Source organism: Antrihabitans stalagmiti, assembly GCF_016482825.1.
GTDB lineage: Bacteria > Actinomycetota > Actinomycetes > Mycobacteriales > Mycobacteriaceae > Antrihabitans > Antrihabitans stalagmiti.
Genome location: NZ_JAEMNV010000009.1, coordinates 1 through 23,806, shown reverse-complemented (window position 1 = coordinate 23,806; position 23,806 = coordinate 1). Strand labels below are relative to the sequence as shown.

Here is a 23,806-nt window from a genome sequence, read left to right as displayed (position 1 = left end):
CACCGGTGGGCTCGCCGTGGCGTCCTGCACAATGGCCTGATGCCCGATGTAGCGCAGCCGACCAACGTCGATCCGAGCCTCGTCGACTTCGCCGTCGTCGGTGATTGGATGGAGTCGCAAGGTCTGGAAACCGGACCGTTCACCGACGTCGCAACGATCGGCGGCGGGACACAGAACGTCCTGCTGCGGTTCACCCGAGGCGGGCGGGAGTTCGTTCTGCGTAGACCGCCGCGGCACCTGAGGGCGAAGAGCAACGAGGTCTTGCGCCGCGAGTCACGTTTGCTCGCGGCCCTCAACGACACCGCTGTTCCCGCACCCGGGCTCATCGCGGCATGCACCGACGAGACCGTTCTCGGCGGCGCGGTGTTCTACCTGATGGAACCCATCGAGGGATTCAGCCCGGCGGTCGGGTTGCCGGATCTGCATGCCTCCGATGCGTCGATCCGACACGGGATGGGACTGTCCGCCGCAGCGGCGCTCGCACAACTCGGCAACATCGACTACGAGGCGATCGGCCTCGGCGACTACGGCCGACCCGATGGCTTCCTGGAACGCCAGGTGCCGAGGTGGCTGTCGGAGCTGGAGTCCTACAGTCGCAACGACGGCTATCCGGGTCCGGACATCCCAGGGGTCGACAAGGTCGCCGCGTGGCTGGAACAGCACCGCCCGGCGCAGTGGACGCCCGGCATCCTGCACGGCGACTGCCACCTCGCCAACATGATGTTCCGCTACGACGGACCCGAACTTGCGGCGTTGGTCGACTGGGAGATGTCGACGATCGGCGATCCGCTCCTCGATCTCGGTTGGTTGCTCGCAACGTGGCCCGACGGGTCGGAGTTGAATGCCCTTGTCGGTGCGCTCTCGACTGCAGGCGGTCTGGCGACACCGGCCGAATTGATCGCGCACTACGGCGAGCATTCCGATCGTGACCTTGGCGCCGTCTCCTGGTACACCGTGCTTGCCTGTTTCAAGCTGGGCATCGTGCTCGAAGGCACGCATGCACGCGCCTGTGCAGGAAAGGCGCCGAAGCCGGTCGGCGATCTGTTGCACTCGATGACGGTCCGGCTGTTCGAGAAGGCAGCGGCCCTGCTGGAGTGAGGCGGTTTGTCTCGATATCGTCGTTGGCTGGCCGATTGTTGATGGCGCGGCAGTGGAGTCGAAATCTATTCTGTGCCAATGGCTATCGTTCCCGAAACCAAAGACTGGACCTGGGTCCTCGAGCGTCCGTGCCCGGAATGTTCCTTCGATCCCGCCTCGACTGCCTACGATTCGATTCCGGAGTTGTTGCGCCGCAACGCCGCTGCCTGGCCCGCGGTGCTCGCTCGCCCCGATGTCCGTGAGCGGCCGAACGATTCGACGTGGTCTCCGTTGGAGTATGCCGCACACGTTCGCGACGTCTTCCGCCTGTTTCCCGAGCGATTGGCCTTGCTGCTCACCGAGGACGATCCGCTCTTCGCCAACTGGGATCAGGATGCGACTGCCGTTGCCGAGCGCTACGACCTGCAGGATCCCGCCGTTGTTGCCGACGAATTGACGGCGGCCGCGGAGGTTGCCGCGACGGCGTTCGGCAGCGTCGCACCGGAACTGCGGCACCGATCCGCGCGCCGCAGCGACGGTGCACACTTCACCGCCGAGTCCCTTGCCCGCTACTTCGTGCACGACCCGATCCACCACTTGCACGATGTCGGGGAGTCGCCCTAGAACGTGTTTCAGTTTTGACGTAATGTGTGAGCGGTCACATGGTGGCTCATGCATACGAGAGGCTGGACGGAATGAAAACCAAGGGCGCTGTTCTGTGGGGGCTCGGCGAGCAGTGGTCGGTCGAGGAAATCGAAATCGGCGAGCCGGTCGCCGGCGAAGTGCAGATCCAGCTCGAAGCCGCTGGAATGTGCCACTCGGATCACCACATCGTCACCGGAGCGACGCCGATGCCGTCGTTCCCCGTGATGGGCGGGCACGAAGGCGCCGGCGTCATCACCAAACTCGGGCCGGGGGTGCCTGCGGACCTCGCGATCGGCGATCACGTTGTGCTGTCGTTCATTCCGGCGTGCGGTCGCTGTCCCGCGTGTGTGAGTGGCCAGATGGCACTGTGCGACCTCGGCGCCGGACTGCTGTCCGGCCTCGCGATCAGCGACGGCACCTATCGAATTCAGGCCCGCGGCCAGAACGTCATCCCGATGTGCTTGCTCGGCACGTTCTCGCCGTACATGACCGTCCATCACACGTCGGTCGTGAAAATCGATCCGACGGTTCCCTTCGAGGTCGCGTGCCTCGTCGGTTGTGGCGTTCCGACCGGATTCGGCTCTGCGACGAACGTCGCCAACGTGATGCCGGGCGATACAACCGTGATCGTCGGTATCGGTGGTGTCGGGATGAGCGCACTGCAGGGTGCCGTGCTGTCCGGTGCCACGAACGTCATCGCCATCGATCCGCTGCCGTGGAAACGGGAGATGGCCATGAAATTCGGCGCGACGCACACGTTCGAGAACGTCGAATCGGCGATCGTCCCGGTCATGGAGTTGACCGAGGGGCGGATGGCGGAGAAGTCGATCATCACGGTCGGTGAGATGAAGGGCGAATTGGTCGAGCCGACGTTGACGCTGACAAGCAAGGCGGGCACCTGCGTTGTCACGGCGATGGGTCACATGATCGATTTCGACGTCAAGCAGAACAACTTCCTGCTGGCAATGCTGCAGAAGCGTGTGCAGGGCGCCATCTTCGGAGGTGGCAACGCGCGCAAGGACATTCCTCGGCTGCTGCGCCTGTACAAGTCGGGTCAGCTCAATCTCGACGACATGATCACCAGGACCTACTCCCTCGACGAGATCAACGAGGGCTACAAGGACATGCTCGAAGGTCGCAACATCCGCGGTGTCATCAAGTACACGGACGCCGACCGGTAGCGCTCAGGCCGCGACGACGGGCTTCGGCGAAGACAGGGCCTTGGTGAGCCCGACACCGACGACGATCAAAGCGACGCCGACCCACACCGGCACATCGCCGACGAAGAGCGCGATGATGCCGGCGACAGCGAGCAGGGGAGTGATCTGAGCGAAGAAGGCCGTGATCGGTGGTGGGGGAGTCGTTGATTCGCCCGCCGCGATCGCACCTTGGGCTTCGACTCGTGCCGGGTACCAGAGTGTGAACTGCACTGCGATCAGCAGAGCCGCTGTCTGCACGACCCAGCCGGTCCAGATGTTGTCCGAGTTGTGCAGGACTGCGTCGCCGTACCAACCTGACGCAGCCTCGACGATGAAGGCGAGCGCCCACGCCCCGGTGATGATGTAGTTCGCTCGCAGGAATTGCGGTGTGTCCCAGTACTCTTCGGGAGTTTCCTCTTTGGCGTACGCCAACGTGAACGGTTTGCGGATCAGAATGGAGCCCACCGAAATCACGACAAGGGCAAGATTGGCGATTTCACCGCCCCACAACTCGAGCCAATCGCGTTGGCCGTCCGTTGCTACCGCGACGAAAAGTGCGACCCCGCCGAAGAATACGACGTCGGCGTATTCGAGCAACTTGGGCGCGCTACCCCGGAGCCAGTTGATCAGCAGAATGGCCAGTGCAACACCGAAGGCGAGAGATGCGGACAGTTCGAGCCTGCCCTCGCCCTCGACGAGGCTGTAGACGATCCACGGAGCAAGTCCTGCAATGGGATTGGCAAGAACTTTGTCGATCACAGTACCCACGGTTTTCACGAAAGGTGCCTTCCGACGCAGCGGCCCGACAGCGCAGATTGTAAGGCGCGACTGCCGTGTCCGCTATGCCAATGCGCGGAAGACCGCCGTTCGAAGATTCCGGCTGCGCACATCGTCGAGAATTGCCAGGCCCAACCGATTCATGACGTACCCGAAGCCGAGTCCGGTTGTCGGGTCGGCGAAACCGAACGACCCACCGAGGCCGGTCGTTCCGTAGGCCCGATGATCGGGTGAGCCGAAGGCAAACGCTGGACTCGACTTCCGGAAACCGAGATGGTAGCGGCTGTCGGTGTAGAGCACGAGGTCGTGCGCGGGAACCGTTCCGTCCCTTCCTGGTTCACCGAGTTCTGCCAATACCTCGGCCGACACAGGCAGTTCCGACCGCCCCGTCGCTGCGGCACCGTAGGCCGTAGCAAGTGCTCGCGCATTGCCGACGCCGTTGGACGCCGGAATCTCGGGGGTCAGAAACTTCTGGCGCGCTGCGCGTTCGGGCGCACCGATATTCGGATTGGACAACGCGCGATAGGCGAGCCCGCTCTTGCGGAAAAGGTCGATGCCGATTCGCACCGGCAGGTCGCGTTCGTACCGAGCGACATCGAGACCACGCGTTGCCGACAACGCCGCCACCCGTTCGAGTCCTTCGGACTCGGGGTAGCCGATGAAGAAGTCGAGGCCGAGTGGCGCCGCGATCTCTTCGGCGAAATATCGGCCGAGGGAACGGTGTTCGGGATCCACGCGCCTGATCAATTCGCCCTCGTAGAACCCGAGAGTGATGGCGTGGTAGCCGTGCTTGGTGCCGGGCCGCCACGCCGGCTTCTGGGCGGCAAGGATCGGGGCGAGTGCGTCGAGGTCGAGGAGATCGTCGAGCCGGAGGTCCACATCGAGTCCGGACAGCCCGGCCTGATGGTCGATCAGCTGCCGAACTGTCACCTCGTCCTTGCCGTTGGCAGCGAATTCGGGCCAGTAGTGCGCGACGCGCTCGTCGTAGTCGAGCAGGCCCGCGGACACAGCTGCCGCGATCGTGAACGCAGCCATGCCCTTGGTGGACGAGAACAGCGGCGCGATGGTGTCGCGTTCCCACTCGACCTTGCGGCGGCGGTCGCGATGTCCTGCCCACAGGTCGACGACAAGTTTGTCGTCTCGGTACACCGCGACGCATGCCCCGATCTCACCGTGGGTCGTGAAGTTCCGCCGAAAAGCGTCTGCGACACCGCCGAAACCCTCGTCGACATCGCCGTGGATGGTCACCGAGGTCGCTGTCATAGCCATGACGCGGGAGTCTATTCCCGTCGTCGCAGCCGTAGGGTGGCAGGCGTGCGCAGTCTGGAACAGATCGGTCGGTGGCCCGTCGACAACGCAGCGGCGGCGGTGGTCACTGCAGCTGGGGTGCAGGGCACTGCAGGTGACGTGGACCGGGTGTACACACTCGCCTCGGTCACGAAGCCGCTTGTGGCCTACGCGACGTTGATCGCCGTCGAAGAGGGCGCGTTCGAACTCGATGACCCCGCTGGTCCTGCCGGTAGTACGGTCCGTCATCTGCTTGCCCACGCATCGGGCCTCGCGTTCGATCAGAACCGGGTCCAGGCCGAACCTGGTACCCGGCGGATCTACTCGAGCGCCGGTTTCGAGGTTCTCGCGGACTTCGTCGAGGAGAAGACGTCGATCGCCTTCGCCGAGTATCTGCACGAGGCTGTTTTCGTCCCACTCGGCATGAACAGTTCCGTCCTGAGCGGTCCGGCTGGGCACGGTGCCGAATCGACGGTCGGGGACCTGTCCAGATTCGCGAGCGAGCTCGTGTCGCCGACACTGATCGATCCCGCGACGGCATACGACGCGACGTCGCTGCAGTTTCCCGATCTCGCCGGCGTGCTGCCTGGCTTCGGACCGCAGCGGCCGAACGACTGGGGCCTCGGGTTCGAACTCAAGGACGGCAAGGCTCCACATTGGACCGGCGAGGCAAATTCGAAGCAAACCTACGGGCACTTCGGGCAGTCCGGAACGTTCCTGTGGGTCGACCCAGCGCTCGCCGCCGCGTGCGTTGTACTGACCGATCGTGCTTTCGGTGACTGGGCGAAGACTGTGTGGCCCGATCTCAGCGACGCCGTCGTCGACGATCTACGCAGGTAGACAACACGCCGGGCCGTTGCACTAGCGCAACAGGGGTCCCACAGGGCACACTAGGTAACTGAAGCATCGCTCTCCGTTCAGACAGAGGCCGTTGGGGAAGACGTCCCCTCGTCGAAGCCGGAGGTGTTTGAGGTGCGCGCATTAAATCAGTTCGCCGAAGCGACATCGGGTGTTGTCTACATCCACTCGTCGCCAGCTGCGCTGTGCCCGCATGTCGAATGGGCCCTGACAGCGGCTCTCGAGACACGGGCGAACTTGAAGTGGACGGCACAGCCGGCCTCTGACGGGCTGCTGCGTGCGACAAGCAACTGGGTCGGCCCCGTCGGCACCGGTTCGCGGATCGCAAACGCGCTGCGGTCCTGGTCGATGTTGCGTTTCGAAGTCACCGAAGATCCGAGCGAAGGTGTCGACGGCGAACGGTTCAGCTTCGTTCCCGGACTCGGACTCTGGCGTGGATCGACCAGCGCGAACGGTGACGTCGTGCTCGGCGAGATGCGCCTGCGCTCGATGCTGGCCGCCGGCCGCGACAGCTTCATGACCGAACTCGACACGGCTCTCGGCACAGCGTGGGACGACGCACTCGAGCCCTATCGCAGTGGCGGCGAAGGTGCCGAAGTGACCTGGCTGCGTCGCGACGTCGGCTGAGTTTTCAAGGTTTGACATGACGGGGCAAGGGAACCCCCGTCGTATGACATCAACAGATGCAGAGCAAGCGAAGGCGGCCGACGAAGGCACCGGTTCCGACGCGGTCGACCGCGCCGACCCGACCGATGGCCAGCAGGTCACCGAGACGCCGGAGCCCGATCAGGACGCCCTCGACAGCGCCAAAGAGGAAGCCAAGCAACTCGAGGACAAGTACGAACCCGACGCGCGAAAGTCTGTCGTTTTGCCAGGTACCGACGGCACTGTGTCAGGGACGGCCATCGCGGACTGGCTCGACGACAAAGGCGAGATCATCCCGCCCGAAGATCGTGAAAACGCCACGGAAGAAGACAAGAAGGCCGCTGCAGAAAACGCTGACAAGAGCGACGACAAGACCTCGGACTGAAACCGGTCAGAGCGGAATGTTCTTGTGATTGCCGCGTCGCGCGGGCGCAGCAGCCAGCGCCGCGGTGATCTTGCTTCGCGTCTTGGCTGGATCGATGATTTCGTCGACCACGCCGATCTCGACAGCGCGCCCCACGCCGCCAGCGATGGCTTCGTGTTCGGCAGCCAGGCGGTCGTGCAGCGCTTCGCGCTCGTCGTCGGGCGCAGCCGCGAGGGCGCGCTTGTGCAGAATGCCGACCGCAGCCTTCGCGCCCATCACCGCAACCTCTGATTCGGGCCACGCGAAGACCGCCGTCGCGCCGAGAGCGCGAGCATTCATCGCGATGTACGCGCCGCCGTAGATCTTCCTGGTCACCAAGGTGACCCGCGGGACCCGAGCCTCCGCGAAGGCGTGCAGCAGCTTGGCGCCGCGGCGAACCACACCTTCCCATTCCTGACTGACGCCGGGCAGATAGCCGGGTACATCGACGATCACAACCAACGGAATGCCGAACGCGTCGCACAGTCGCACGAACCGTGCGGCCTTCTCGGCGCTCTCGGAATTGAGGCAACCGCCGAGGCGGATCGGGTTGTTGGCGATGACACCGACGGTGCGGCCACTGATCCGACCGAGTCCGGTCACGATGCTACGAGCCCAGTTCGCTTGCAGCTCTTCGAAACTCGACTCACCGTCGACGTTGTCGAGAAGTTCGTGAACGATCGGCTTGACGTTGTATGCGCGCCGCGCGGACGCGGGGAGCAGAGCCTTCAGGTCGGTGTCACCGTGCTCGGCGGCAACCTGATCGAAGGTGCCCTGCTCGGAGAACATGGAAACCAAGCGGCGTGCGCGGTGCAAGGCATCGGCCTCGTCGGCGGCCGCGATATGGGCGACGCCGGACTTCTTGGTATGGGTGTCGGGTCCGCCGAGGGAGGCCATGTCGACCTGCTCGCCGGTGACACTGCGCACGACGTCCGGGCCGGTCACGAAGACGCGGCCTTCCGGAGCCATGATGACGATGTCGGTCAGTGCCGGACCGTATGCGGCGCCACCGGCAGCAAAGCCGAGGACGACCGAAATCTGTGGGACGTTGCCGGATGCTCGAACCATCGCCTCGAAGACGAGTCCGACGGCGTGCAGGGCTTCGACTCCTTCGGCGAGGCGTGCCCCACCGGAATGCCAAAGTCCGACAACGGGAATTTGTTTGTCGATCGCCGTGTCGATGGCGAGGACGATGTGCTTGCAGCCGTCGACTCCCATTGCGCCGCCCATGACGGTCGCGTCCGAGCAGTATGCGGCGGTGCGGACGCCGTCGACTTCGCCGATCGCGGCGAGGACGCCGGACCTGTCGCGCGGGTGCAACAGCGTGACGGTGCCCGAATCGAAGAAGTTCTGGAGCCTTACAAGAGGATCGCGCGGATCCGTAGCTGAATCCAGCCTTGTCGCGGGGGCCAAAATAGTCATCGCCGTCCTCCTGAAGCTATGGCCCACGAAGGGGCCGTGGTCCGGATGGATCGCCTTGGTGAGGCGATCCATCCGGATCGAGACGAGCTAGCTGGTCGGGTTATGCCCGACCGAAGGCGAGCGCTACGTTGTGCCCGCCGAAACCGAACGAGTTGTTGATCGCATACTCGATTTCGCCACGACGAGGTTCGCCGTGCACGACGTCGAGATCGATCGCTGGATCCTGGTTGTCCAGGTTCAGCGTCGGTGGGACGATCCCGTCCCTGATGCTCATGACTGTGAGCACGGACTCGAGAGCGCCGACGGCGCCGATCGAGTGACCGAGTGCAGACTTCGGTGCGTACACCGAAGCATGGTTGCCCACAGCCTTGTTGATCGCGTTGGCTTCGGCTGTGTCACCGATAGGTGTTGCCGTTGCGTGAGCGTTGACGTGCGTGATGTCCGCTTTGGTCAAGCCCGCGGTCTCGATCGCCCGCCGCATGGCACGGGCTGCGCCGTTGCCTTCCGGATCGGGCGCGACGAGGTGGTATCCGTCGGACGTGATGCCTGCGCCGAGCACCCGAGCATGGATCGTTGCTCCGCGTGCGCGAGCATGCTCCTCGGATTCGAGGACCATGAGTGCGCCGGCCTCGCCGAAGACGAATCCGTCGCGGTCACGATCGAACGGACGCGATGCGCCCTTCGGATCGTCGTTGCGGGTGCTCATGGCGCGCATCATGGTGAACGCCGCGATCGGGACAGCATCGATATGACCCTCGACGCCGCCGGTGACGACGATGTCGGCGTCACCCATCACGATCATTCGCCATGCGTTGGCGATGGCCTCGGAACCCGAGGAACAAGCCGAGACCGGCGTGATCACGCCGCCCTGCGCCTTGAGTTCCAGGCCGACGACCGCCGACGGACCGTTCGGCATGACCATCTGAACGGCAAGCGGGGACACCTTGCGGTACCCGCCGTTCTTCAGCTTCTCCACCGAATCGATCAGTGCGTCGCCGCCGCCGAGGCCGGTGCCGATGGCGACCGCGAGACGTTCGGGGTCGACCACCGGGCTGCCTGCATTACGCCAGACTTCGCGTCCGAGCACCGTGGCCATCCGCTCGACGTAAGCGAGTCGACGCATCTCGACCCTGGTGAGCAGGGTCGCCGGATTGACCTTCAGCTTGCCGCCGATCTTGACCGGAAGGTCGTATTCGGCAACGAAGTCGTCCTCGAGTACGTCGATACCGCTTTCGCCGTTGAGCAGGCCCTTCCACGTTGCGTCCACGTCACCCGCGATCGACGTCGTCGCTGCCATGCTCGTCACGACGACGTTGGGGAAGTTCCCGTTTCTGAGGAAAGGACTGGTCACGGCTCTACTCACTCTGCGCTGTCGGCGCTGAACTTTTCGCGCAGCTCGGCAGCCAGGTCGCTGTTCTCGGATTCCAGCTTCTGGATGTAGTTGACGGCGTCGCCAACGGTGCGCAGGCTGGCGAGATCCTCATCGGGGATCTTGACGCCGTACTTGTCTTCGGTCTGCACTGCAATCTCGACCATGGAGAGCGAGTCGATATCGAGGTCGTCGACGAAGGACTTCTCGATGGTCACCTCGGACGGCTCGATGCCGGTAACTTCCTCGATGATCTCCGCGATGCCGGCAATGAGTTCTTCCTGAGTGGCCACTGCGTGGCTCCCTTCTATATTGGGTCTGTGTCCGAGTTGGACGCGTGCAGGTCGGCCGGTTGGCCTAGTGCGGTTGCGCAGCACCGGCTGCGCGCTGAATTAGCCGAACCCTTCGAGCTCGACCAATGCGGTGATATCCGCCGGCACTTTGAGTGCCAGTGTCGGTGTGCCACGCAGCTCGCGTTTCGCGATACCGATGAGCGCACCTGCCGGCGGAAGTTCTGTTATCGCGGACACTTGCGCGTTCCGGATGGTTGCGGTGCACAGGTCCCAGCGCACCGGTCGGGTGACCTGCGCGGCCAGCTTAGTCAGCGCGTCGGCCCCGGATGCGACAGGCTCGCCGTCGAAGTTCGAGAGCAGCGTGCGGGTCGGGTCGGTCGGCGTGATCTTGGCGGCTGCCGCGGTAACCGCGTCCTGTGCCGGTGCCATGTAGGACGTGTGAAACGCGCCTGCGACGGGAAGCGGGCGAACGCGGGCCTTCTCGGGCGGGTTCGCCGCCAGTTCGGCGAGGGCATCCAGTTTGCCCGCGGCGACGATCTGTCCGGCTGCGTTGCGGTTCGCTGGGATTAGGTCTAGTTCGGCGAGACGGGCGAGCACTTCGGCTTCGTCGCCGCCCAACACGGCCGACATACCGGTTGCTTCGAGCGCACATGCCTTCGCCATCTCCGCGCCGCGGATCGCTGCGAGGGTGACTGCTTCGTCTGCTGTGATGACGCCCGCGATAGCTGCTGCGGCGAGTTCTCCGACCGAGTGTCCCGCGATGATCGCGTCGGCCGGGATGACGCCGCGGCTTTCGAGTTCCTCGTATGCAAGCAGCGCTGCTGCGACGACGAGCGGCTGTGTGATCGAGGTATCGGTGATCTCTTCAGCTGTCGCGGTGGTGCCGAGGGTGACCAAATCCAGACCCGACGCTTTCGACCAAAGCGCGAGACGGTCGGCTGCACCGGCCAGTTCGAGCCATGGTCCGAGCATGCCGGGAGTCTGGGAGCCCTGTCCGGGCGCAAGCATTGCGATCACGTCTACAAGAGAACACCTTCGACCCGCTCCGAAGAGATGTTGTTGACCATGAACCTTGGTGACCTGCTTTGTGGGCTTCCAACAAAAGAGCTGGAATTGGGCGGCCATCGCCAGACAAGCCCTGGCGTTACGTCCCGAATTCTCCAAATGTGACGTGTGTGGCTGCTGATGCAGAAGACCGCAGATCGTTACGGTTTTGAGTCAGTCGACCTACTGTTGATGCGACTCGAAGTACGTACGCATCGCGGGGATTCATCGGATCCCGGCCGGTAACTTCGGCGATTCGTTTGAGTCGGTACCGAACGGTATTTGGATGAACAAACAGTATGCGCGCGCAGGTTTCGACAGCTCCGCCGCAGTCTAGATAGGCATCCAGTGTGTCCGCAAGAGCCGATCCGGCAGCAGCGAGCGGGACGACGATATGTTCGTTCAGAGCGGAAACCGCGGCGTTGTCACCCACCAGCGCGCGCTCGGGAAGCAACTCCGCCGCATGCACCGGACGAGGCGCGCCACGCCATCCGGCGACCGCCTCCATACCTGCCAACGCCTCGGCCGCACTGGTGTGTGCGGCGGCGAGGGTCTGCGTCGTCGGTCCGATCACGACCGGCCCATCGGAGAACGCAGACAGAAGGTCGCTCAGGAAGCTGCCGTTCGCGACACCGTTGTGAAGTTCACCGCTGACCACGGCGACCAGACGACTGCCCTGCACGACCGCGAGCGCGGCACGACCGTGTTTCTGGGCGATCGAGTGCACGGCACCCACCACGAAAAGGCCCTGATCCTCGGGCGGGGTGCCGACGAGCACCGTTGCGGGTGCGGTGGCGTCCCAGTTGAGCGTGGCCGCCCGGGAGAGCATGTCCGAACCCGTGTCACCGCGGACGACGGCGTCGACGACAAGCGCTTCCAGCCGGGTGTCCCACGCGCCGCGAGATTCCGCCGCGCTCGCATAGACCGATGCGGCCGCGAAACCGAGTTCGCGACCGTAGCGAAGCACGGCCTCGGTCAATGCGACCAACTGCCGGTCGTTACGCGCAAGCGCTGGCAGCCACTGTTCGAAGAACTCCATGGCCACTCGGACCATGTCGACGGTCTGCCGCAGCGTCAGTCGTCTGGCCAGGTCCTGCGGGATCACCTGAAAGTCGTCCAGGCTGAACCGTATGTCGCTTTCGGGGTTCTGCAACCACTCGAGAAAGTTGACCACAGCCGTCTGCACGAGCATCTGGACGCCGGCTCGCTGGGCGGCGTCCAGATCCCCGAAGAACGGCAACTGGGTCTGCATCGAGGTGACTGCTTCGGTGGACAACCTGCCGGAGAACTGCTTCACCCGTTTGAGCAGTGTGTCCGGTAGCGGATCCCGGTTCTGCTTTGCGGGAGACAGCGCCGCGACAGGTAGGTACACCTCGTTCTCGGGAAGCCGCTGACCCCCATCGCGTCCGGTCGGCGGACGTTGCTCGGCCATACGTCTGAACCTACGCCCCTTCCAGGGTCATCGAAGCCAACGTCAGGCCGAGCCGGGGTCCGCAGTCGAAATCGGTGCAGCGAGAACGTCGTCGATGCCGTACTTCTCTGCGGCCTCGACAGCCTTGTCGCGGTCGATCTCGCCGCTACGCGCAAGCGCGGACAGAGCAGCGACAGTGATCGACTGCGCGTCGATGTTGAAAACCCGTCGGGCCGCGGTCCGGGTGTCGGAGAAACCGAAACCGTCGGCGCCCAGTGTCGTGAAGTCGCCTGGCACCCACTGCCTGATCTGATCCGGCACCGCACGCATCCAGTCCGATGCCGCGACGAACGGTCCTTCGGTGTCGGCGAGCGCCCTCGTCACGTAGGGGACAGGGGCGTCGACGCTCGGATCGCGCAACGCCTTCTTCTCCGACTCGATGCCGTCGCGACGCAGTTCGTTCCACGACGTCACCGACCACACGTCGGCGTGCACACCCCAGTCTTCCTCCAGCAGCGCCTGCGCCCTGAGTCCGTCCGGCACGGTCACGCCCGAGACGAGAATCTGTGCCCGAGGGCCACCTTCGGCGCCGCGTTTGTAGAGGTAGATGCCTGCCAGCAGACCCTCGACGTCGAGGTTCTCCGGCTCCGGCGGCTGCACGTACGGCTCGTTGTACAGCGTGATGTAGTAGAAAATGTTCTCGCCGCCGAACCCTTCGACACCCTCGGTGCCGCCGTACATCCGACGCAGACCGTCCTTGACGATATGGGCGATCTCGTAGGAGAACGCCGGGTCGTAGCTGACCACCGCGGGATTGGTTGCGGCCAAAGCCTGCGAATGCCCGTCGGCGTGTTGCAGACCCTCACCCGTCAACGTCGTTCGGCCCGCTGTCGCGCCGAGAACAAATCCTCGTGCCATCTGGTCGGCGGCGGCCCACAGTCCGTCGCCGGTCCGCTGAAACCCGAACATCGAGTAGAAGATGTAGAGCGGGACCATCGGAATGCCATGTGTCGCATACGAACTGCCGACCGCGGTGAAGCTGGCCGTCGACCCTGCCTCGTTGATGCCCTCGTGCAGAATCTGCCCGATCGGGCTCTCTTTGTAAGCGAGCATCAGTTCGGCGTCGACCGACGTGTACAGCTGACCGTTGCGGTTGTAGATCTTCAACGACGGGAACCACGAGTCCATGCCGAACGTGCGGGCCTCGTCGGGAATGATCGGCACGATTCGCGAGCCGATCTCCTTGTCCCGCAACAGTTCCTTCATGATGCGGACGAGCGCCATGGTGGTGGCGGCCTCTTGTTTGCCCGAGCCCTTGCGGGCTGCCTTGTACGTGTCGTCGCCGGGCAACTTCAGGGGCTTCACATTGGTACGCCGCTCGGGCAGGAAGCCACCGAGCGCCTTGCGCCGGTCGAGCATGTAGGCGATCTCTGGCGCGTCCTTCCCCGGGTGGTAGTAGGGAGGCAGGTACGGGTCCTTCTCCAATTCGGCGTCCGAGATCGGGATGCGCTGCACGTCGCGGAAGTCCTTGAGATCGTCCAGCGTCAGCTTCTTCATCTGGTGCGTCGCGTTGCGGCCTTCGAAGTGCTTGCCGAGGGTGTAGCCCTTGATCGTCTTAGCGAGGATGACGGTCGGCTGGCCCTTGTGCTGCAGAGCCGCCGCGTAGGCGGCATGAACCTTGCGGTAGTCGTGTCCACCACGCTTGAGATTCCAGATCTGCGGATCGCTGAGGTCTTTGACCAGCTCTTTCGTCCGCGGGTCACGACCGAAGAAGTGATCGCGAACGTAGGCACCGTCGTTGGCCTTGTAGGTCTGGAAATCACCGTCCGGCGTCGTGTTCATCAAGTTCACCAGTGCGCCGTCGCGATCCCGGTGCAGCAGTTCGTCCCATTCACGAGCCCAGACGACCTTGATGACGTTCCAACCAGCGCCACGGAAGAACGATTCGAGTTCCTGAATGATCTTGCCGTTGCCACGGACGGGTCCGTCCAGGCGCTGCAGGTTGCAGTTGACGACGAAGGTGAGGTTGTCGAGACCTTCGGTCGCGGCGACGTGAGTGAGTCCGCGCGACTCGGGTTCGTCCATCTCGCCGTCGCCGAGAAATGCCCAAACATGCTGGTCCGAGGTGTCCTTGATGCCGCGGTCGGCCAGATAGTGGTTGAACCGCGCCTGATAGATCGCGTTCATCGGGCCCAAGCCCATGGACACCGTCGGGAATTCCCAGAAGTCGGGTAGCAACCGAGGGTGGGGATAGGACGGGAGGCCGCCACCTTGATCCGCGTGGCTGTACTCCTGGCGGAAACCGTCCATCTTCGACGCGGGAATGCGGCCCTCGAGGAATGCGCGGGCGTAGATACCGGGGGAGGCGTGACCCTGAATGAAGATCTGGTCGCCGCCGCCGGGGTGATCTTTGCCACGGAAGAAGTGGTTGAAGCCGACCTCGTACAGCGCGGCCGAGGACGCATAGGTCGAGATATGGCCGCCGACGCCCACGCCGGGACGCTGCGCGCGGTGGACCATGATGGCCGCGTTCCAACGGATCCACGCGCGGAATCTGCGCTCGACATCCTCGTCACCGGGGAACCACGGCTCGTTCTCGGTGGGGATCGTGTTGACGTAGTCGGTGGAGGTCAGGGCGGGAATCGATACGCGCTTCTCGCCTGCGCGCTCGAGCAAGCGCAACATCAAGTAGCGGGCCCGACCAGGCCCGGAACGGTCGAGCAGTGCGTCGAACGACTCCAGCCACTCACCGGTCTCGTCCGGGTCGATGTCAGGCAGGTAGGACGCGACGCCCTCTCGGATGACGCGCACCCGATCCGATGAGCCACCGCGGCCGTTGGCTGCGGCCGGTGGCTTGCTGCCACCTTCGCTTGTCCCGGTTGTCGATTCGTTGGTCAGGTCGGTCAACGTTGCTCCTCGTGTGGCTGCACGCGCTGTAGGCGTGCCCTCCAATGCACGGTCCGGGTGTGGGCTGCACATGTGACGTGTGTTGCACCTGCAATCATCCCTCACCATCGTGTGCCAGCGTTCGGTGAATCGACTAACGTGCTCGAGGAAACCTGTCAGGAGAGTGGGGGCGGCGATGAATTTCGTATCAGCGAGGACTGGACTGGCAGCTGCATGCGCGGCGGTGGCCACTGGATTGGTGCTTGTCGCGTGCACATCGCAGGTGTCCGGCACACCCGACGCCAATCAGGCGCAGGTCACGGAATACAAAAAAGAGGTCACCTCGTCCTCGAAGGCGGCGGCCAGCTCCGCAGCCGCGGCGACATCGTCGAAGCGCGCGACCGCATTGGTCACCGCATGCACGTCGATGCAGGACGCGACGCGTGCGTCGACAGCGAAATACAACGACTTCATCGCCGCGCTCGACGCCAACGCGCCCGACATGGAAGCGAAGCGAACGGCAGCTGCAGGTGCTCTCCGCGATGGGGCAAACACGGTCGACGGCGTGATCAGCAGCGATTTGAACGATGACGTCAGCGCTGCCATGCGCGACGTTGTTGCCAAGGAGAATGGGTTGGCCGATGCGGTCGAGCGTAGGGTCCCTGTTGCGCCGCTGAACGCGGCGGCAACAGCATCCAACGACGCCAAGAACGCCGCTCTGGATAAATGCCCCTGATTTTCGCTCGACGCGGCTCGGCAACCAAGATCGGCCACGGCGACGGTTTTTGGCAGTGAATTCGAGCCTGCAGCTTGCGCTATCGGCTTCGACCATGTTCGCTTTCACTACCTGAACGCTCTAACTAGAGGAGGACACCACCGTGGTCGCCGCGGCGGACGCGCAGAACTACGCCCAGAAGCTTGGCATTTCTCACGATATGGCCGTTCAAGAGCTTGGTTGGGACGATGACACAGACGACGATTTGCGCGCCGATATCGAGGAAACGGTCGGCGGTGATCTTCTCGACGAGGATTCCGACGAAGTTATCGATGTCGTGTTGCTCTGGTGGCGTGACGGAGACGGCGACCTCGTCGACGCTCTGATGGACGCCATCGTGTCGCTTTCCGACGACGGCTTCGTATGGGTCCTTACTCCCAAGACCGGCCATCCCGGCCATGTCGAGCCGAGCGAAATCGCAGAATCGGCACCGACGGCAGGGTTGACTCAGACTTCCGCGATCAACCTCGGAGACTGGGCAGGCAGCCGATTGGTTCAGCCGAAAGCGCGCGTACCGAAGCGCTGACGCACCTCGTCTCGAACTCGTAACTCACATAACCGAAGGATTTGTCGATGCCGCTCGAGGTTGGCGCAACCGCGCCCGACTTCTCGCTGAAGGACCAGAACAATCAGGTCGTGACGCTCTCGGATTACCGGGGCAAGAAGAACGTGCTGATCGTGTTCTACCCGCTGGCCTTCACCGGAACCTGCCAAGGCGAACTGTGCCGGGTGCGGGACGAGCTTCCCAAATTCCAGAACGACGGCACCGAAATCCTCGCGATTTCGGTCGGACCCTCTCCGACGCACAAGATCTGGGCGTCGGAGCAGGGTTACGTCTTTCCATTGCTTTCCGACTTCTGGCCGCACGGCGAAGTCGCGCAGGCCTACGGCGTGTTCAACGACAAGGCCGGCTTCGCAAACCGCGGAACCTTCGTCGTCGACAAGGCCGGAATTATCCGATTCGCCGAAATGAACGGTCCCGGCGAGGCCCGTGACCAGTCACTTTGGGAGAATGCGCTAGCCACGCTAGATTCTTGAGGCGTTGACAACCGGCTCAGCCGGTTGTCGAAGGGCGTATAGCTCAGCGGTAGAGCTCTGGTTTTACACACCAGCGGTCGGGGGTTCGAACCCCTCTGCGCCCACGTTTAGATGGCAGGTGAGAGGCATTCTCCTCGGACCTGCGTTGAACACACACCTGACTGACACCGGGCGGATGGGCACCGCCTGAAGTGCGGAGGTTTGCGAGTTCGCCCAATCGGACGTCGCGTGCCCGGTCATACTGGGCCGATGATCGATCTGGGGCGATGAGCCGGCTGGCCGACGCCAAGGCGGCCATGGCGCGAGACGATTGGACCGCGGCGGTGAATCTGCTCGCGGACGAGACTTCCCCCGAGGCCGCCGAGGCCCGGGCAATCGCCCATTACGGTAACGGCGAGTTCGAAGTTGCTGTGGGCGTGTGGGAGTCCTTGTATGAATCCCGACGCGAGGCAGGCGAGAATGCGGGCGCGGGCTGGGCCGCAGCGAATGTGGCACTGTACCTTCTGGTCGACACCGGTTTGATGGCACCGGTTCGTAGCTGGGTGGCGCGGGCCGATCGCGAGCTCGAGGGGCTGGGCGAAGTACCTGCACACGCGTTGCTCGCGATGGTGCGGACCTACGAACGGTTCATGTGCGGTGACCCGGATGGGGCACGCCGACAAGCTCGGCGATCGATGGAACTCGGTGCGCGGCTCAATGTCTCGCCTGCCGTACTCCTCGGGCAGGTCGCGACCGCACGGTTGCTCATCGCTGACGGTGAGGTGGAGCAGGGCCTCGCCGCTCTCGACGATGCTGCGCTCCAGCTCATGTCAGGCGCCGTCGATCCGTTCACCACAGGAATGCTCTATTGCGAACTGGTCTGTGCCGCGCAGGGATTGCTCGCCTACGATCGGGCCCGCGAGTGGACCGACGTCATGGAGCACTGGCGCCACGGCCACGCGTACGGAGGTTTGCACGGACGGTGCCGCGTGCACCGGGCTGAACTGCTGCGGGTCAGCGGCCCCGGTGCGGCTGCCGAACTCGAGGCGCTCGCGGCGTGCGACGAACTGCGGCCCTGGATGCGCCGCGAATTCGGTTGGCCGCTGGTCGAACTCGGCAACATCAGACTTCGACTCGGCGATCTGGATGGTGCCGAGGATGCGTTCTTGCAGGCGCATCGACGGGCGTGGCCGTCACTGCCGGGTCTTGCGCTGTTGCGGCTGGAACAAGGAGAGGCCGATACGGCGACGAAACTCATCGCGGACGCGGTGAACAATCCGCCGGATCTGCCATGGAAGGAACGACCACCGTTCGGTGACCTGCGGCTCGTACCGCTGCTCGACGCTCAGTCCGAGATCGCCTTCGCCAGTGGCGACACGGCGACGGCAACACGCGCCGCCGCCCGCCTGAGTGACATCGGTGAAAGGTTCGTGAGTCCGGGTCTGGCGGCATGTGCAGCGCTGGCCACGGCGCGTGCACACATGTTGGCAGGCGACCCCGCGCTCGCCATCGGTGACGCAGACATCGCCGTGGTGCGGTGGTGTGAGCTCGACGCACCCTACGAGGCGGCCGTGGCTCGCGTGGTTCTTGGGTCGGCATACGCAGCGTCGGGGGATGCGGTGCGAAGTCGCCTCGACTGGCAGGCTGCCCACGCCGAATTCGAATCGTTCGGCGCGGTGAGGCGGGCGGCAGAGGTTGCCAACCTGTTGGCCGGCGAACCCCGTACGCCGACACATCAATCCCTGACAGCGACGATGGCGTGGACCGGTGACCGGTGGCGTTTCGCGTTCCGCGACACCGAGATCGCCCTTTCCGACCTGAAAGGCCTGCAGTATCTGGCGACGTTGCTGTCGCGGCCCGGGCACGAGTTCCGGGCGCTGGACCTGTGCGGTGGTCACGATGTAGCCGACCCGGTCCCGGTCATCGATGTACTCGCCCGTGCGGCGTACCGCCGACGACTCGACGAAGTCGATCAGGACATCGCCGAAGCACAGCACAACAACGACCTCGCGCGCGTCGACCTTGCGAGCCGCGACCGCGAGTTCCTCCTCGCCGAATTGAGCGGGGCCGTCGGCCTGGGTGGGCGACTGCGCCACACCGGTGGGGCGGCCGAACGCGCCCGGACCAGCGTCACCAGGTCACTGCGGTATGCGCTCGACCGACTCGCCGACCACGATCACGTGCTGGGCGAGCACCTCAAGAGAACCGTCCGGACCGGAAGTTGCTGCAGCTACTCACCCGACACGGTGGCGCCGATCAACTGGACCGTGCGACGTTGAACCGAGCAGCGGCAACGACTCTCGAACTACGGCGTCGCACCCGCGAGCTTGGTGAGCATGTGGTCCATCACGGCGCCGTGCTCGATTTGCGGGCTGAACATCACCACCTCTGTATCGTGCACAACGCGTACTGAATGGCCCGGTGGCCAGTAGTACACATCGCCGCCGACGCAGGTCTCGCTGGTGCCGTCGGTGAAGCTGACGGCCACCTCTCCGGAGATCACATAGCCCCAGTGAGGCGAGTGGCAGGCGTCGTTGTCCAAACCCTGGAGTAGTGGCGCTATATCGGTCCCGGCTCCCAGGCTGAAATACTCCGCGCCGACTGGCCCGGAGGCCGCCCACCCGAAGTCGGGTAGCTGGCGTGCCTTGGCCCCCGGTACATCGATCTTGACGGGTATCTCGCTCTTGGTGATGTGCATGGCGACTCCTGACAGAGTGACGAATTGCCTTCACCAGAGAAGGCGTGACAAGTCGTTGTCACAATGGGACAACGCCTATGGACCGGGACGCGGGATCGCCCCGTCGATGCCGTTTGTCCATCCGCACGTTGCTATTCGGCTTAGTCAGCAGTGCTTGCCAGTCTTCGTGTGACGGATCCGCTGCGCGCGAACTTCGCTGGAGTGGTACCGATCATGCGTTTGAAATGCCGGTTCAGGTGGGCTTGGTCATGGAACCCCACCATCGTCGCCACCTCGCCCGCTCGATGGCCATCGAGTAGGTGCCGACGTGCCAGATCTATCCGCCGGCCGGTCAGGTATTGATGCGGCGGGATGCCGAACTCCCGGCTGAATGTGCGGATCAGATGGGTGGGGTCGGCGTGCAACAGGATGCCCGCCTCGTTCAGCGTGATTTTGGTCGTCGGGTCGGCGTCGATCAGCTCGCGCAGTTGCCGGGCTAATGGCACGTCCCGGAACACGGGCGAATCCGGCGCTAGCCGTCGCAGGTAGTTCTGCAAGCGTTCGACGATGAAGGCGAGCCGGCTGTCGGCCTCGAAACTATCGTCGGGGAACAGCAGTGTCCGGTGCAGGCGGTTGACGCGGTCTCGGAGCAGCCCGTCGCGCAGCGTGGGTCCGTCGACCGCGCGCCCGATGCCCTGCAACACGTCGGCGCCCAGGTACAGGACGCGTTTGCGGAAGCCACCGGCGCTGACCGTGCGCCCGTCATGCGGAATCTGTGGTGGCAGCAGCGTGACGGACTCTTGAATCGAGTCATGTTCGTTGCCGTCGAGTTCGTAACGGATCGTGCCCGCGTCAACGATCAGCAACGTCCAGGTGTCATGAGTGTGCGACGGATACGCATGATCGACGAAGGTGGCGTGAAAAACTTCCTCGATTCCTTCGACGGTTGGCCGCCAAGCGCCAACTTCGGATCCGTCCCCCACGAACGAATTCTACTGCGCAGCAGTCAGGAACGTACAAGACGGCGATGCGCGGTTGGGGGCAGGATTATCGATCGTGGAGAACATCGAATCGCCAATTACCAAGATCGCCGTCCTGTTGCGTGACGACCTCGAGGGGTGGCAGCGGCTCAATGTCACCGCGTTCCTCGTGTCCGGGATCGCGGCCGCAAACCCGGAACTCATCGGCGACCCGTATGTGGATGCCGCCGACATGGAGTACCTGGCCGTGTTCCGCCAGCCTGTACTGGTTTTCGCGGGATCCAAGGAGACGTTGCGAACGGCGCATGCACGGGCCATGGGCCGGGACCTGCCGATCTCGATCTTCACCTCCGACCTGTTCGCCACCAGCAACGACGTCGACAATCGCGCGGCCGTGCGGGCGGTGACGACCGAGGAACTCGACCTCGTCGGCATCGGTCTGTATGCCGGAAAGAACGTCGTCGACAAAATCGTCAAGGGTTCCCGCATGCATCCCTGATCACCATCCTCCCTCGAAGAAGGCCCGCAGGCCCGGTTCGGGATCGACGGCGTTCGAAGTATTAGCCACGGCAACAACGACCAGGGCCAGTGCGACGAGCGTCGAAGTGACTCCAAGTCCGGCGAACAGCCGTTTCGGTCGCGAGTGCGCACCTGCGAACTTGCGCCACAACAAAACGCTCGTACCGATGAACCCTGCCGCCGCGGTCACCGCGAGCACCGCCATTGCCGCGTGGTAGACCGCGAAGTCGTCTGACATCACGCCGAAGCTAGGCGGGGTCGGGCCCCCGGCGGTGAGTGCTTGGTCGACCTGGCCGATTGTGTCCGACCTCAGCATCGGCAACAGCGACGCGAAAGGTGCTGCCGCGCCCTGAATGTTGGCCAATAGGGCCACCAGCGCGAAGAGCGTGAGTCCGGTGACGACGACGCCAGCGAGCGCCAATGCGCGACCGCCGTTCCGCAGGAACGTCTTCCAATGTTGTGCGGAGAGTGCGATCAGCACGACCAGCAGGATGGCCGCGATCGAGGCCTTCACAGCGTGGAAGGCGAACCAGTCGTCGACAAGGGCAGCGAGCGGAGGAGGCAGTTCCCGCTCACCGGAGGTCCAGTACTCGACGAACGCTGGGCTCAGCTTGTCGGCGATGTCGTTCGCGAACAACCGGGGAACGAAGACGAATGCAGCACCGAGGGCGATTGCGAGGGCGACGAGCGTCGCAGTACGTCGTGTCATTGCGGAGACGATTCCGCACCGACGGCATCCGGGTCACTGGGGCACGCCCCACATTCGGTGGTGGGGTCTGCCTCCCATGGGGGTCCGGCGTCGTCGAGGCGTTTGCTCACGATGGCGAGGTGTTCGCGGTAGCGGTCTCGGAGGTAGGGGTCGTGGTCGGCGAAGGTTGCGGTGGCGTCGGTACCGGCGAAGGTTTCCCACCAGGTGGGTTCGTAGAGCAGTTCGTTGGCTTCGTAGGCGGTGAGTGGGTCGGCGTAGCTGACGGGGACTGGAGTTGGTGGTGCGGGTTCCGCCGGTTCGGGTTGGGGTGCGCCGACGATGTTGTGGTTGGCCGGCAGCGTGATGTGCGGGGTGTGGGTGGGGCTGGTCCAGAGGATGGCGCCGCCGGCGAGGGCGGTGCAGGTCCAGAGTTGCCAGGTTTTGATGTCGTGGTGTCGCTTGCACAGGGGTTGGAGGTTGTCGAAGATGGTCCAGCCACCCGTGGTGGGGTTGGGGTGGTGGAAGGGGACGCGGTGGTCGAGTTCGCATGTGCGCGACGGCACAGTGCAATTGGGGAACACACACGTCGGGTAGGCGGCGCGGACCAACTCGGCGACTTCGGCGCGGGGTCGGTAGATCAACGCCCCGGGTGGAGGTTGCAGATGTCCACCGTGGCCGTCTGGATAGACACCGCGGCGTAGGGATGCGTCGTCGGCGATGGCGGTGAGGATGTCGTCGATGACTGGTCCGGCACTGCGGACCCGTTGCAGGCAGGGCGGTGCCGTCGTAGTGGGGTGGGCGATGGCGCCGGGTCGGTGTTTACGACCGCGGCGGAGGTAGTGCAGGTACTCGACCTCGGCGGGTGCCGTATCTGGTTCGGGGTCAACAGGTTCGGGATCGAGGTTAGTTCCGTTGTCGTCGTCGATCGGATCGGTGACGACCGGATCGGTGTGTTCGTTCACGAGATTGTCGCCGAGTGCGTTGTCGGCAGTATGGCTCGAATGTTGTTCTGCCGTTGGCAGGTCTGGTTCGTAGGCTGGTTTGGTGTCGTCATTGTGCGGATCCGGCTGTGCCGCGTCATCTCCTTCGTCGCCTGCCTGTCCGGCCGCTGCCACCGCGGCGGACCGTAGTTCGACGAGGATGGCTTGCCAGGTCGCGTCGGCGGCGAGGATGCGGGCCAGTTCCGGGTCGATCGGTGTTCCGTCACCGAGGTGTGCGGGATCTGCGCTCAGGCCGAGGAGGGTTTTCGCGTCGATGACGATCTGGGCGAGATGTCCTCGCCGCGGGGCTAATTCGATGTCGCGGGTCGGGCAATCAGCCGATCGGCAGTCACACCGCAACGACCGTTCCCCGTGCAGCAGGGCCATCAGTCCGTCGGCGCGGCGGGCGTTGCGGCTGCGGGAGTCGTCGGGGCAGACGGTGTCGGCGATTTCGTCGAGCAGTTGATCGGCTTCGACACCTTCGAGGTCGGTGATGGCTGCACTGAGCCACGACAACCCCGCAGTCCCTTTCCGCACATAGGCGGTGCGGTCGCTGCGGGTCGATTGTTCGCGGGCTTCGGCGGCCTCTTTCGGGTCGGCCTCGATCCACAGTCGCCAGATCTCACGTCGCAACGGGCCGGGGGTGAGGATTTTCGCTGCACACAGTGCGAGGAACTCGATCTTCTCGATCGTCGTCGTGCTGGCTTCTTTGAGGGTGGTGCAGACGACTTTGACGCGGGCGTAGTCGAGTCGGCCGTCGTCGAACGCGGTGTAAAACAAGGGGAATCGGGAGTTGAGTTCGATGCCGACGTCGACCATGGTGTGTGCGGTGGTGGCCGAGCAGCCCAGGGCGG

General features: G+C 64.1%; 23 protein-coding genes and 1 tRNA gene. 12 read left to right on the top strand and 12 right to left on the bottom strand.

The features are described 5' to 3' along the window. Positions 1-39: 39 nt before the first annotated feature. The 3 genes from JGU71_RS23625 (at position 40) to JGU71_RS23615 (ending at position 2,903) form a co-directional block, all read left to right on the top strand. On the top strand, positions 40-1,098 hold the full coding sequence (locus JGU71_RS23625; protein ID WP_233530023.1) for a phosphotransferase family protein: 1,059 nt from the start codon (positions 40-42) through the stop codon (positions 1,096-1,098). A 78-nt stretch (positions 1,099-1,176) separates the two neighbouring features. Then, entirely contained in the window at positions 1,177-1,701 is a 525-nt protein-coding gene (locus JGU71_RS23620) for a DinB family protein (protein WP_199706990.1), read from the top strand. 71 nt (positions 1,702-1,772) lie between these two features. Further along, the gene (locus JGU71_RS23615; RefSeq protein WP_199706988.1) at positions 1,773-2,903 is read left to right on the top strand and encodes an NDMA-dependent alcohol dehydrogenase; all 1,131 of its coding nucleotides are present in this window, start codon (positions 1,773-1,775) and stop codon (positions 2,901-2,903) included. 3 nt (positions 2,904-2,906) lie between these two features. Here the strand turns inward: JGU71_RS23615 and JGU71_RS23610 are convergent, their stop codons facing one another. Beyond that, the gene (locus tag JGU71_RS23610) at positions 2,907-3,698 is read right to left on the bottom strand and encodes a hypothetical protein (RefSeq protein ID WP_199706986.1); all 792 of its coding nucleotides are present in this window, start codon (positions 3,696-3,698) and stop codon (positions 2,907-2,909) included. 63 nt (positions 3,699-3,761) lie between these two features. Continuing rightward, positions 3,762-4,961, bottom strand: coding sequence for a serine hydrolase domain-containing protein (locus JGU71_RS23605; RefSeq protein WP_199707352.1), 1,200 nt, complete (start codon positions 4,959-4,961; stop codon positions 3,762-3,764). A gap of 51 nt (positions 4,962-5,012) precedes the next feature. On the opposite strand from JGU71_RS23605, the gene JGU71_RS23600 reads away from it, so the two are divergent. The 3 genes from JGU71_RS23600 (at position 5,013) to JGU71_RS23590 (ending at position 6,873) form a co-directional block, all read left to right on the top strand. After that, positions 5,013-5,825, top strand: coding sequence for a serine hydrolase domain-containing protein (locus JGU71_RS23600; RefSeq protein WP_199706984.1), 813 nt, complete (start codon positions 5,013-5,015; stop codon positions 5,823-5,825). 132 nt (positions 5,826-5,957) lie between these two features. Next, positions 5,958-6,470, top strand: a complete 513-nt coding sequence (locus tag JGU71_RS23595; RefSeq protein WP_199706982.1) for a DUF3145 domain-containing protein — start codon at positions 5,958-5,960, stop codon at positions 6,468-6,470. Positions 6,471-6,513: 43 nt separating this feature from the next. Then, the gene (locus tag JGU71_RS23590; protein ID WP_199706981.1) at positions 6,514-6,873 is read left to right on the top strand and encodes a hypothetical protein; all 360 of its coding nucleotides are present in this window, start codon (positions 6,514-6,516) and stop codon (positions 6,871-6,873) included. A gap of 6 nt (positions 6,874-6,879) precedes the next feature. Here the strand turns inward: JGU71_RS23590 and JGU71_RS23585 are convergent, their stop codons facing one another. The 6 genes from JGU71_RS23585 to aceE form a co-directional block, all read right to left on the bottom strand. Further along, positions 6,880-8,313: an acyl-CoA carboxylase subunit beta gene (locus tag JGU71_RS23585; RefSeq protein ID WP_199706980.1), complete on the bottom strand. Its 1,434-nt coding sequence runs from the start codon at positions 8,311-8,313 to the stop codon at positions 6,880-6,882. Positions 8,314-8,413: 100 nt separating this feature from the next. Then, the gene (locus JGU71_RS23580) at positions 8,414-9,664 is read right to left on the bottom strand and encodes a KasA/KasB family beta-ketoacyl-ACP synthase (protein ID WP_199706979.1); all 1,251 of its coding nucleotides are present in this window, start codon (positions 9,662-9,664) and stop codon (positions 8,414-8,416) included. 8 nt (positions 9,665-9,672) lie between these two features. Then, a complete protein-coding gene (gene acpM, locus JGU71_RS23575) occupies positions 9,673-9,975 on the bottom strand; it encodes a meromycolate extension acyl carrier protein AcpM (protein WP_199706978.1) in 303 nt (100 codons plus the stop codon). A 99-nt stretch (positions 9,976-10,074) separates the two neighbouring features. Continuing rightward, positions 10,075-10,992, bottom strand: a complete 918-nt coding sequence (locus JGU71_RS23570; RefSeq protein WP_199706977.1) for an ACP S-malonyltransferase — start codon at positions 10,990-10,992, stop codon at positions 10,075-10,077. Positions 10,993-11,119: 127 nt separating this feature from the next. After that, positions 11,120-12,451, bottom strand: coding sequence for a PucR family transcriptional regulator (locus JGU71_RS23565; protein ID WP_199706976.1), 1,332 nt, complete (start codon positions 12,449-12,451; stop codon positions 11,120-11,122). A gap of 42 nt (positions 12,452-12,493) precedes the next feature. Then, the gene (gene aceE, locus JGU71_RS23560; protein ID WP_372433222.1) at positions 12,494-15,337 is read right to left on the bottom strand and encodes a pyruvate dehydrogenase (acetyl-transferring), homodimeric type; all 2,844 of its coding nucleotides are present in this window, start codon (positions 15,335-15,337) and stop codon (positions 12,494-12,496) included. A 175-nt stretch (positions 15,338-15,512) separates the two neighbouring features. Here aceE and JGU71_RS23555 point away from each other — a divergent pair, with 175 nt between their 5' ends. The 5 genes from JGU71_RS23555 (at position 15,513) to JGU71_RS23535 (ending at position 19,387) form a co-directional block, all read left to right on the top strand. After that, positions 15,513-16,052 (top strand): Rv2240c family protein, encoded by a 540-nt coding sequence (locus tag JGU71_RS23555; RefSeq protein ID WP_199706974.1) that lies wholly within the window; start codon positions 15,513-15,515, stop codon positions 16,050-16,052. Positions 16,053-16,194: 142 nt separating this feature from the next. Beyond that, positions 16,195-16,617 (top strand): DUF3052 domain-containing protein, encoded by a 423-nt coding sequence (locus tag JGU71_RS23550; RefSeq protein ID WP_199706973.1) that lies wholly within the window; start codon positions 16,195-16,197, stop codon positions 16,615-16,617. A 47-nt stretch (positions 16,618-16,664) separates the two neighbouring features. After that, complete coding sequence (locus tag JGU71_RS23545; protein ID WP_199706972.1) at positions 16,665-17,129, top strand: peroxiredoxin; 465 nt, start codon at positions 16,665-16,667, stop codon at positions 17,127-17,129. Between the two features lie 32 nt (positions 17,130-17,161). Beyond that, positions 17,162-17,233: transfer RNA gene (locus tag JGU71_RS23540), tRNA-Val, on the top strand. Positions 17,234-17,395: 162 nt separating this feature from the next. Beyond that, positions 17,396-19,387 carry a hypothetical protein gene (locus JGU71_RS23535; RefSeq protein WP_199706971.1) on the top strand — a complete coding sequence of 664 codons (1,992 nt, stop codon included), beginning with the start codon at positions 17,396-17,398 and terminating at the stop codon, positions 19,385-19,387. A 26-nt stretch (positions 19,388-19,413) separates the two neighbouring features. On the opposite strand, the gene JGU71_RS23530 is transcribed toward JGU71_RS23535, so the two are convergent. Both JGU71_RS23530 and JGU71_RS23525 read right to left on the bottom strand, forming a co-directional pair. After that, on the bottom strand, positions 19,414-19,806 hold the full coding sequence (locus tag JGU71_RS23530; protein WP_199706970.1) for a cupin domain-containing protein: 393 nt from the start codon (positions 19,804-19,806) through the stop codon (positions 19,414-19,416). A gap of 140 nt (positions 19,807-19,946) precedes the next feature. After that, the gene (locus JGU71_RS23525) at positions 19,947-20,768 is read right to left on the bottom strand and encodes an AraC family transcriptional regulator (protein ID WP_199706969.1); all 822 of its coding nucleotides are present in this window, start codon (positions 20,766-20,768) and stop codon (positions 19,947-19,949) included. A gap of 73 nt (positions 20,769-20,841) precedes the next feature. Here JGU71_RS23525 and JGU71_RS23520 point away from each other — a divergent pair, with 73 nt between their 5' ends. Then, positions 20,842-21,264, top strand: coding sequence for a DUF2000 domain-containing protein (locus tag JGU71_RS23520; RefSeq protein ID WP_199706968.1), 423 nt, complete (start codon positions 20,842-20,844; stop codon positions 21,262-21,264). Here JGU71_RS23520 and JGU71_RS23515 read toward each other — a convergent pair whose 3' ends face one another. Next, positions 21,265-21,993, bottom strand: coding sequence for a hypothetical protein (locus tag JGU71_RS23515; RefSeq protein WP_199706967.1), 729 nt, complete (start codon positions 21,991-21,993; stop codon positions 21,265-21,267). After that, the coding region (locus JGU71_RS23510) for an HNH endonuclease signature motif containing protein (RefSeq protein ID WP_199706966.1) at positions 21,990-23,806 on the bottom strand (1,817 nt) is incomplete at its 5' end. The genes JGU71_RS23515 and JGU71_RS23510, both read right to left, overlap by 4 nt.

Bases quoted from the DNA above. Each gene is read 5' to 3' on its own strand.
- JGU71_RS23615 (WP_199706988.1), top strand. From the start codon at position 1,773: ATGAAAACCAAGGGCGCTGTTCTGTGGGGGCTCGGCGAGCAGTGGTCG.
- JGU71_RS23625 (WP_233530023.1), top strand. From the start codon at position 40: ATGCCCGATGTAGCGCAGCCGACCAACGTCGATCCGAGCCTCGTCGAC.
- JGU71_RS23545 (WP_199706972.1), top strand. From the start codon at position 16,665: ATGCCGCTCGAGGTTGGCGCAACCGCGCCCGACTTCTCGCTGAAGGAC.
- JGU71_RS23555 (WP_199706974.1), top strand. From the start codon at position 15,513: ATGAATTTCGTATCAGCGAGGACTGGACTGGCAGCTGCATGCGCGGCG.
- JGU71_RS23590 (WP_199706981.1), top strand. From the start codon at position 6,514: ATGACATCAACAGATGCAGAGCAAGCGAAGGCGGCCGACGAAGGCACC.
- JGU71_RS23515 (WP_199706967.1), bottom strand. From the start codon at position 21,993: ATGACACGACGTACTGCGACGCTCGTCGCCCTCGCAATCGCCCTCGGT.
- JGU71_RS23530 (WP_199706970.1), bottom strand. From the start codon at position 19,806: ATGCACATCACCAAGAGCGAGATACCCGTCAAGATCGATGTACCGGGG.
- JGU71_RS23585 (WP_199706980.1), bottom strand. From the start codon at position 8,313: ATGACTATTTTGGCCCCCGCGACAAGGCTGGATTCAGCTACGGATCCG.
- JGU71_RS23565 (WP_199706976.1), bottom strand. From the start codon at position 12,451: ATGGCCGAGCAACGTCCGCCGACCGGACGCGATGGGGGTCAGCGGCTT.
- JGU71_RS23620 (WP_199706990.1), top strand. From the start codon at position 1,177: ATGGCTATCGTTCCCGAAACCAAAGACTGGACCTGGGTCCTCGAGCGT.
- JGU71_RS23535 (WP_199706971.1), top strand. From the start codon at position 17,396: ATGAGCCGGCTGGCCGACGCCAAGGCGGCCATGGCGCGAGACGATTGG.
- JGU71_RS23605 (WP_199707352.1), bottom strand. From the start codon at position 4,961: ATGACAGCGACCTCGGTGACCATCCACGGCGATGTCGACGAGGGTTTC.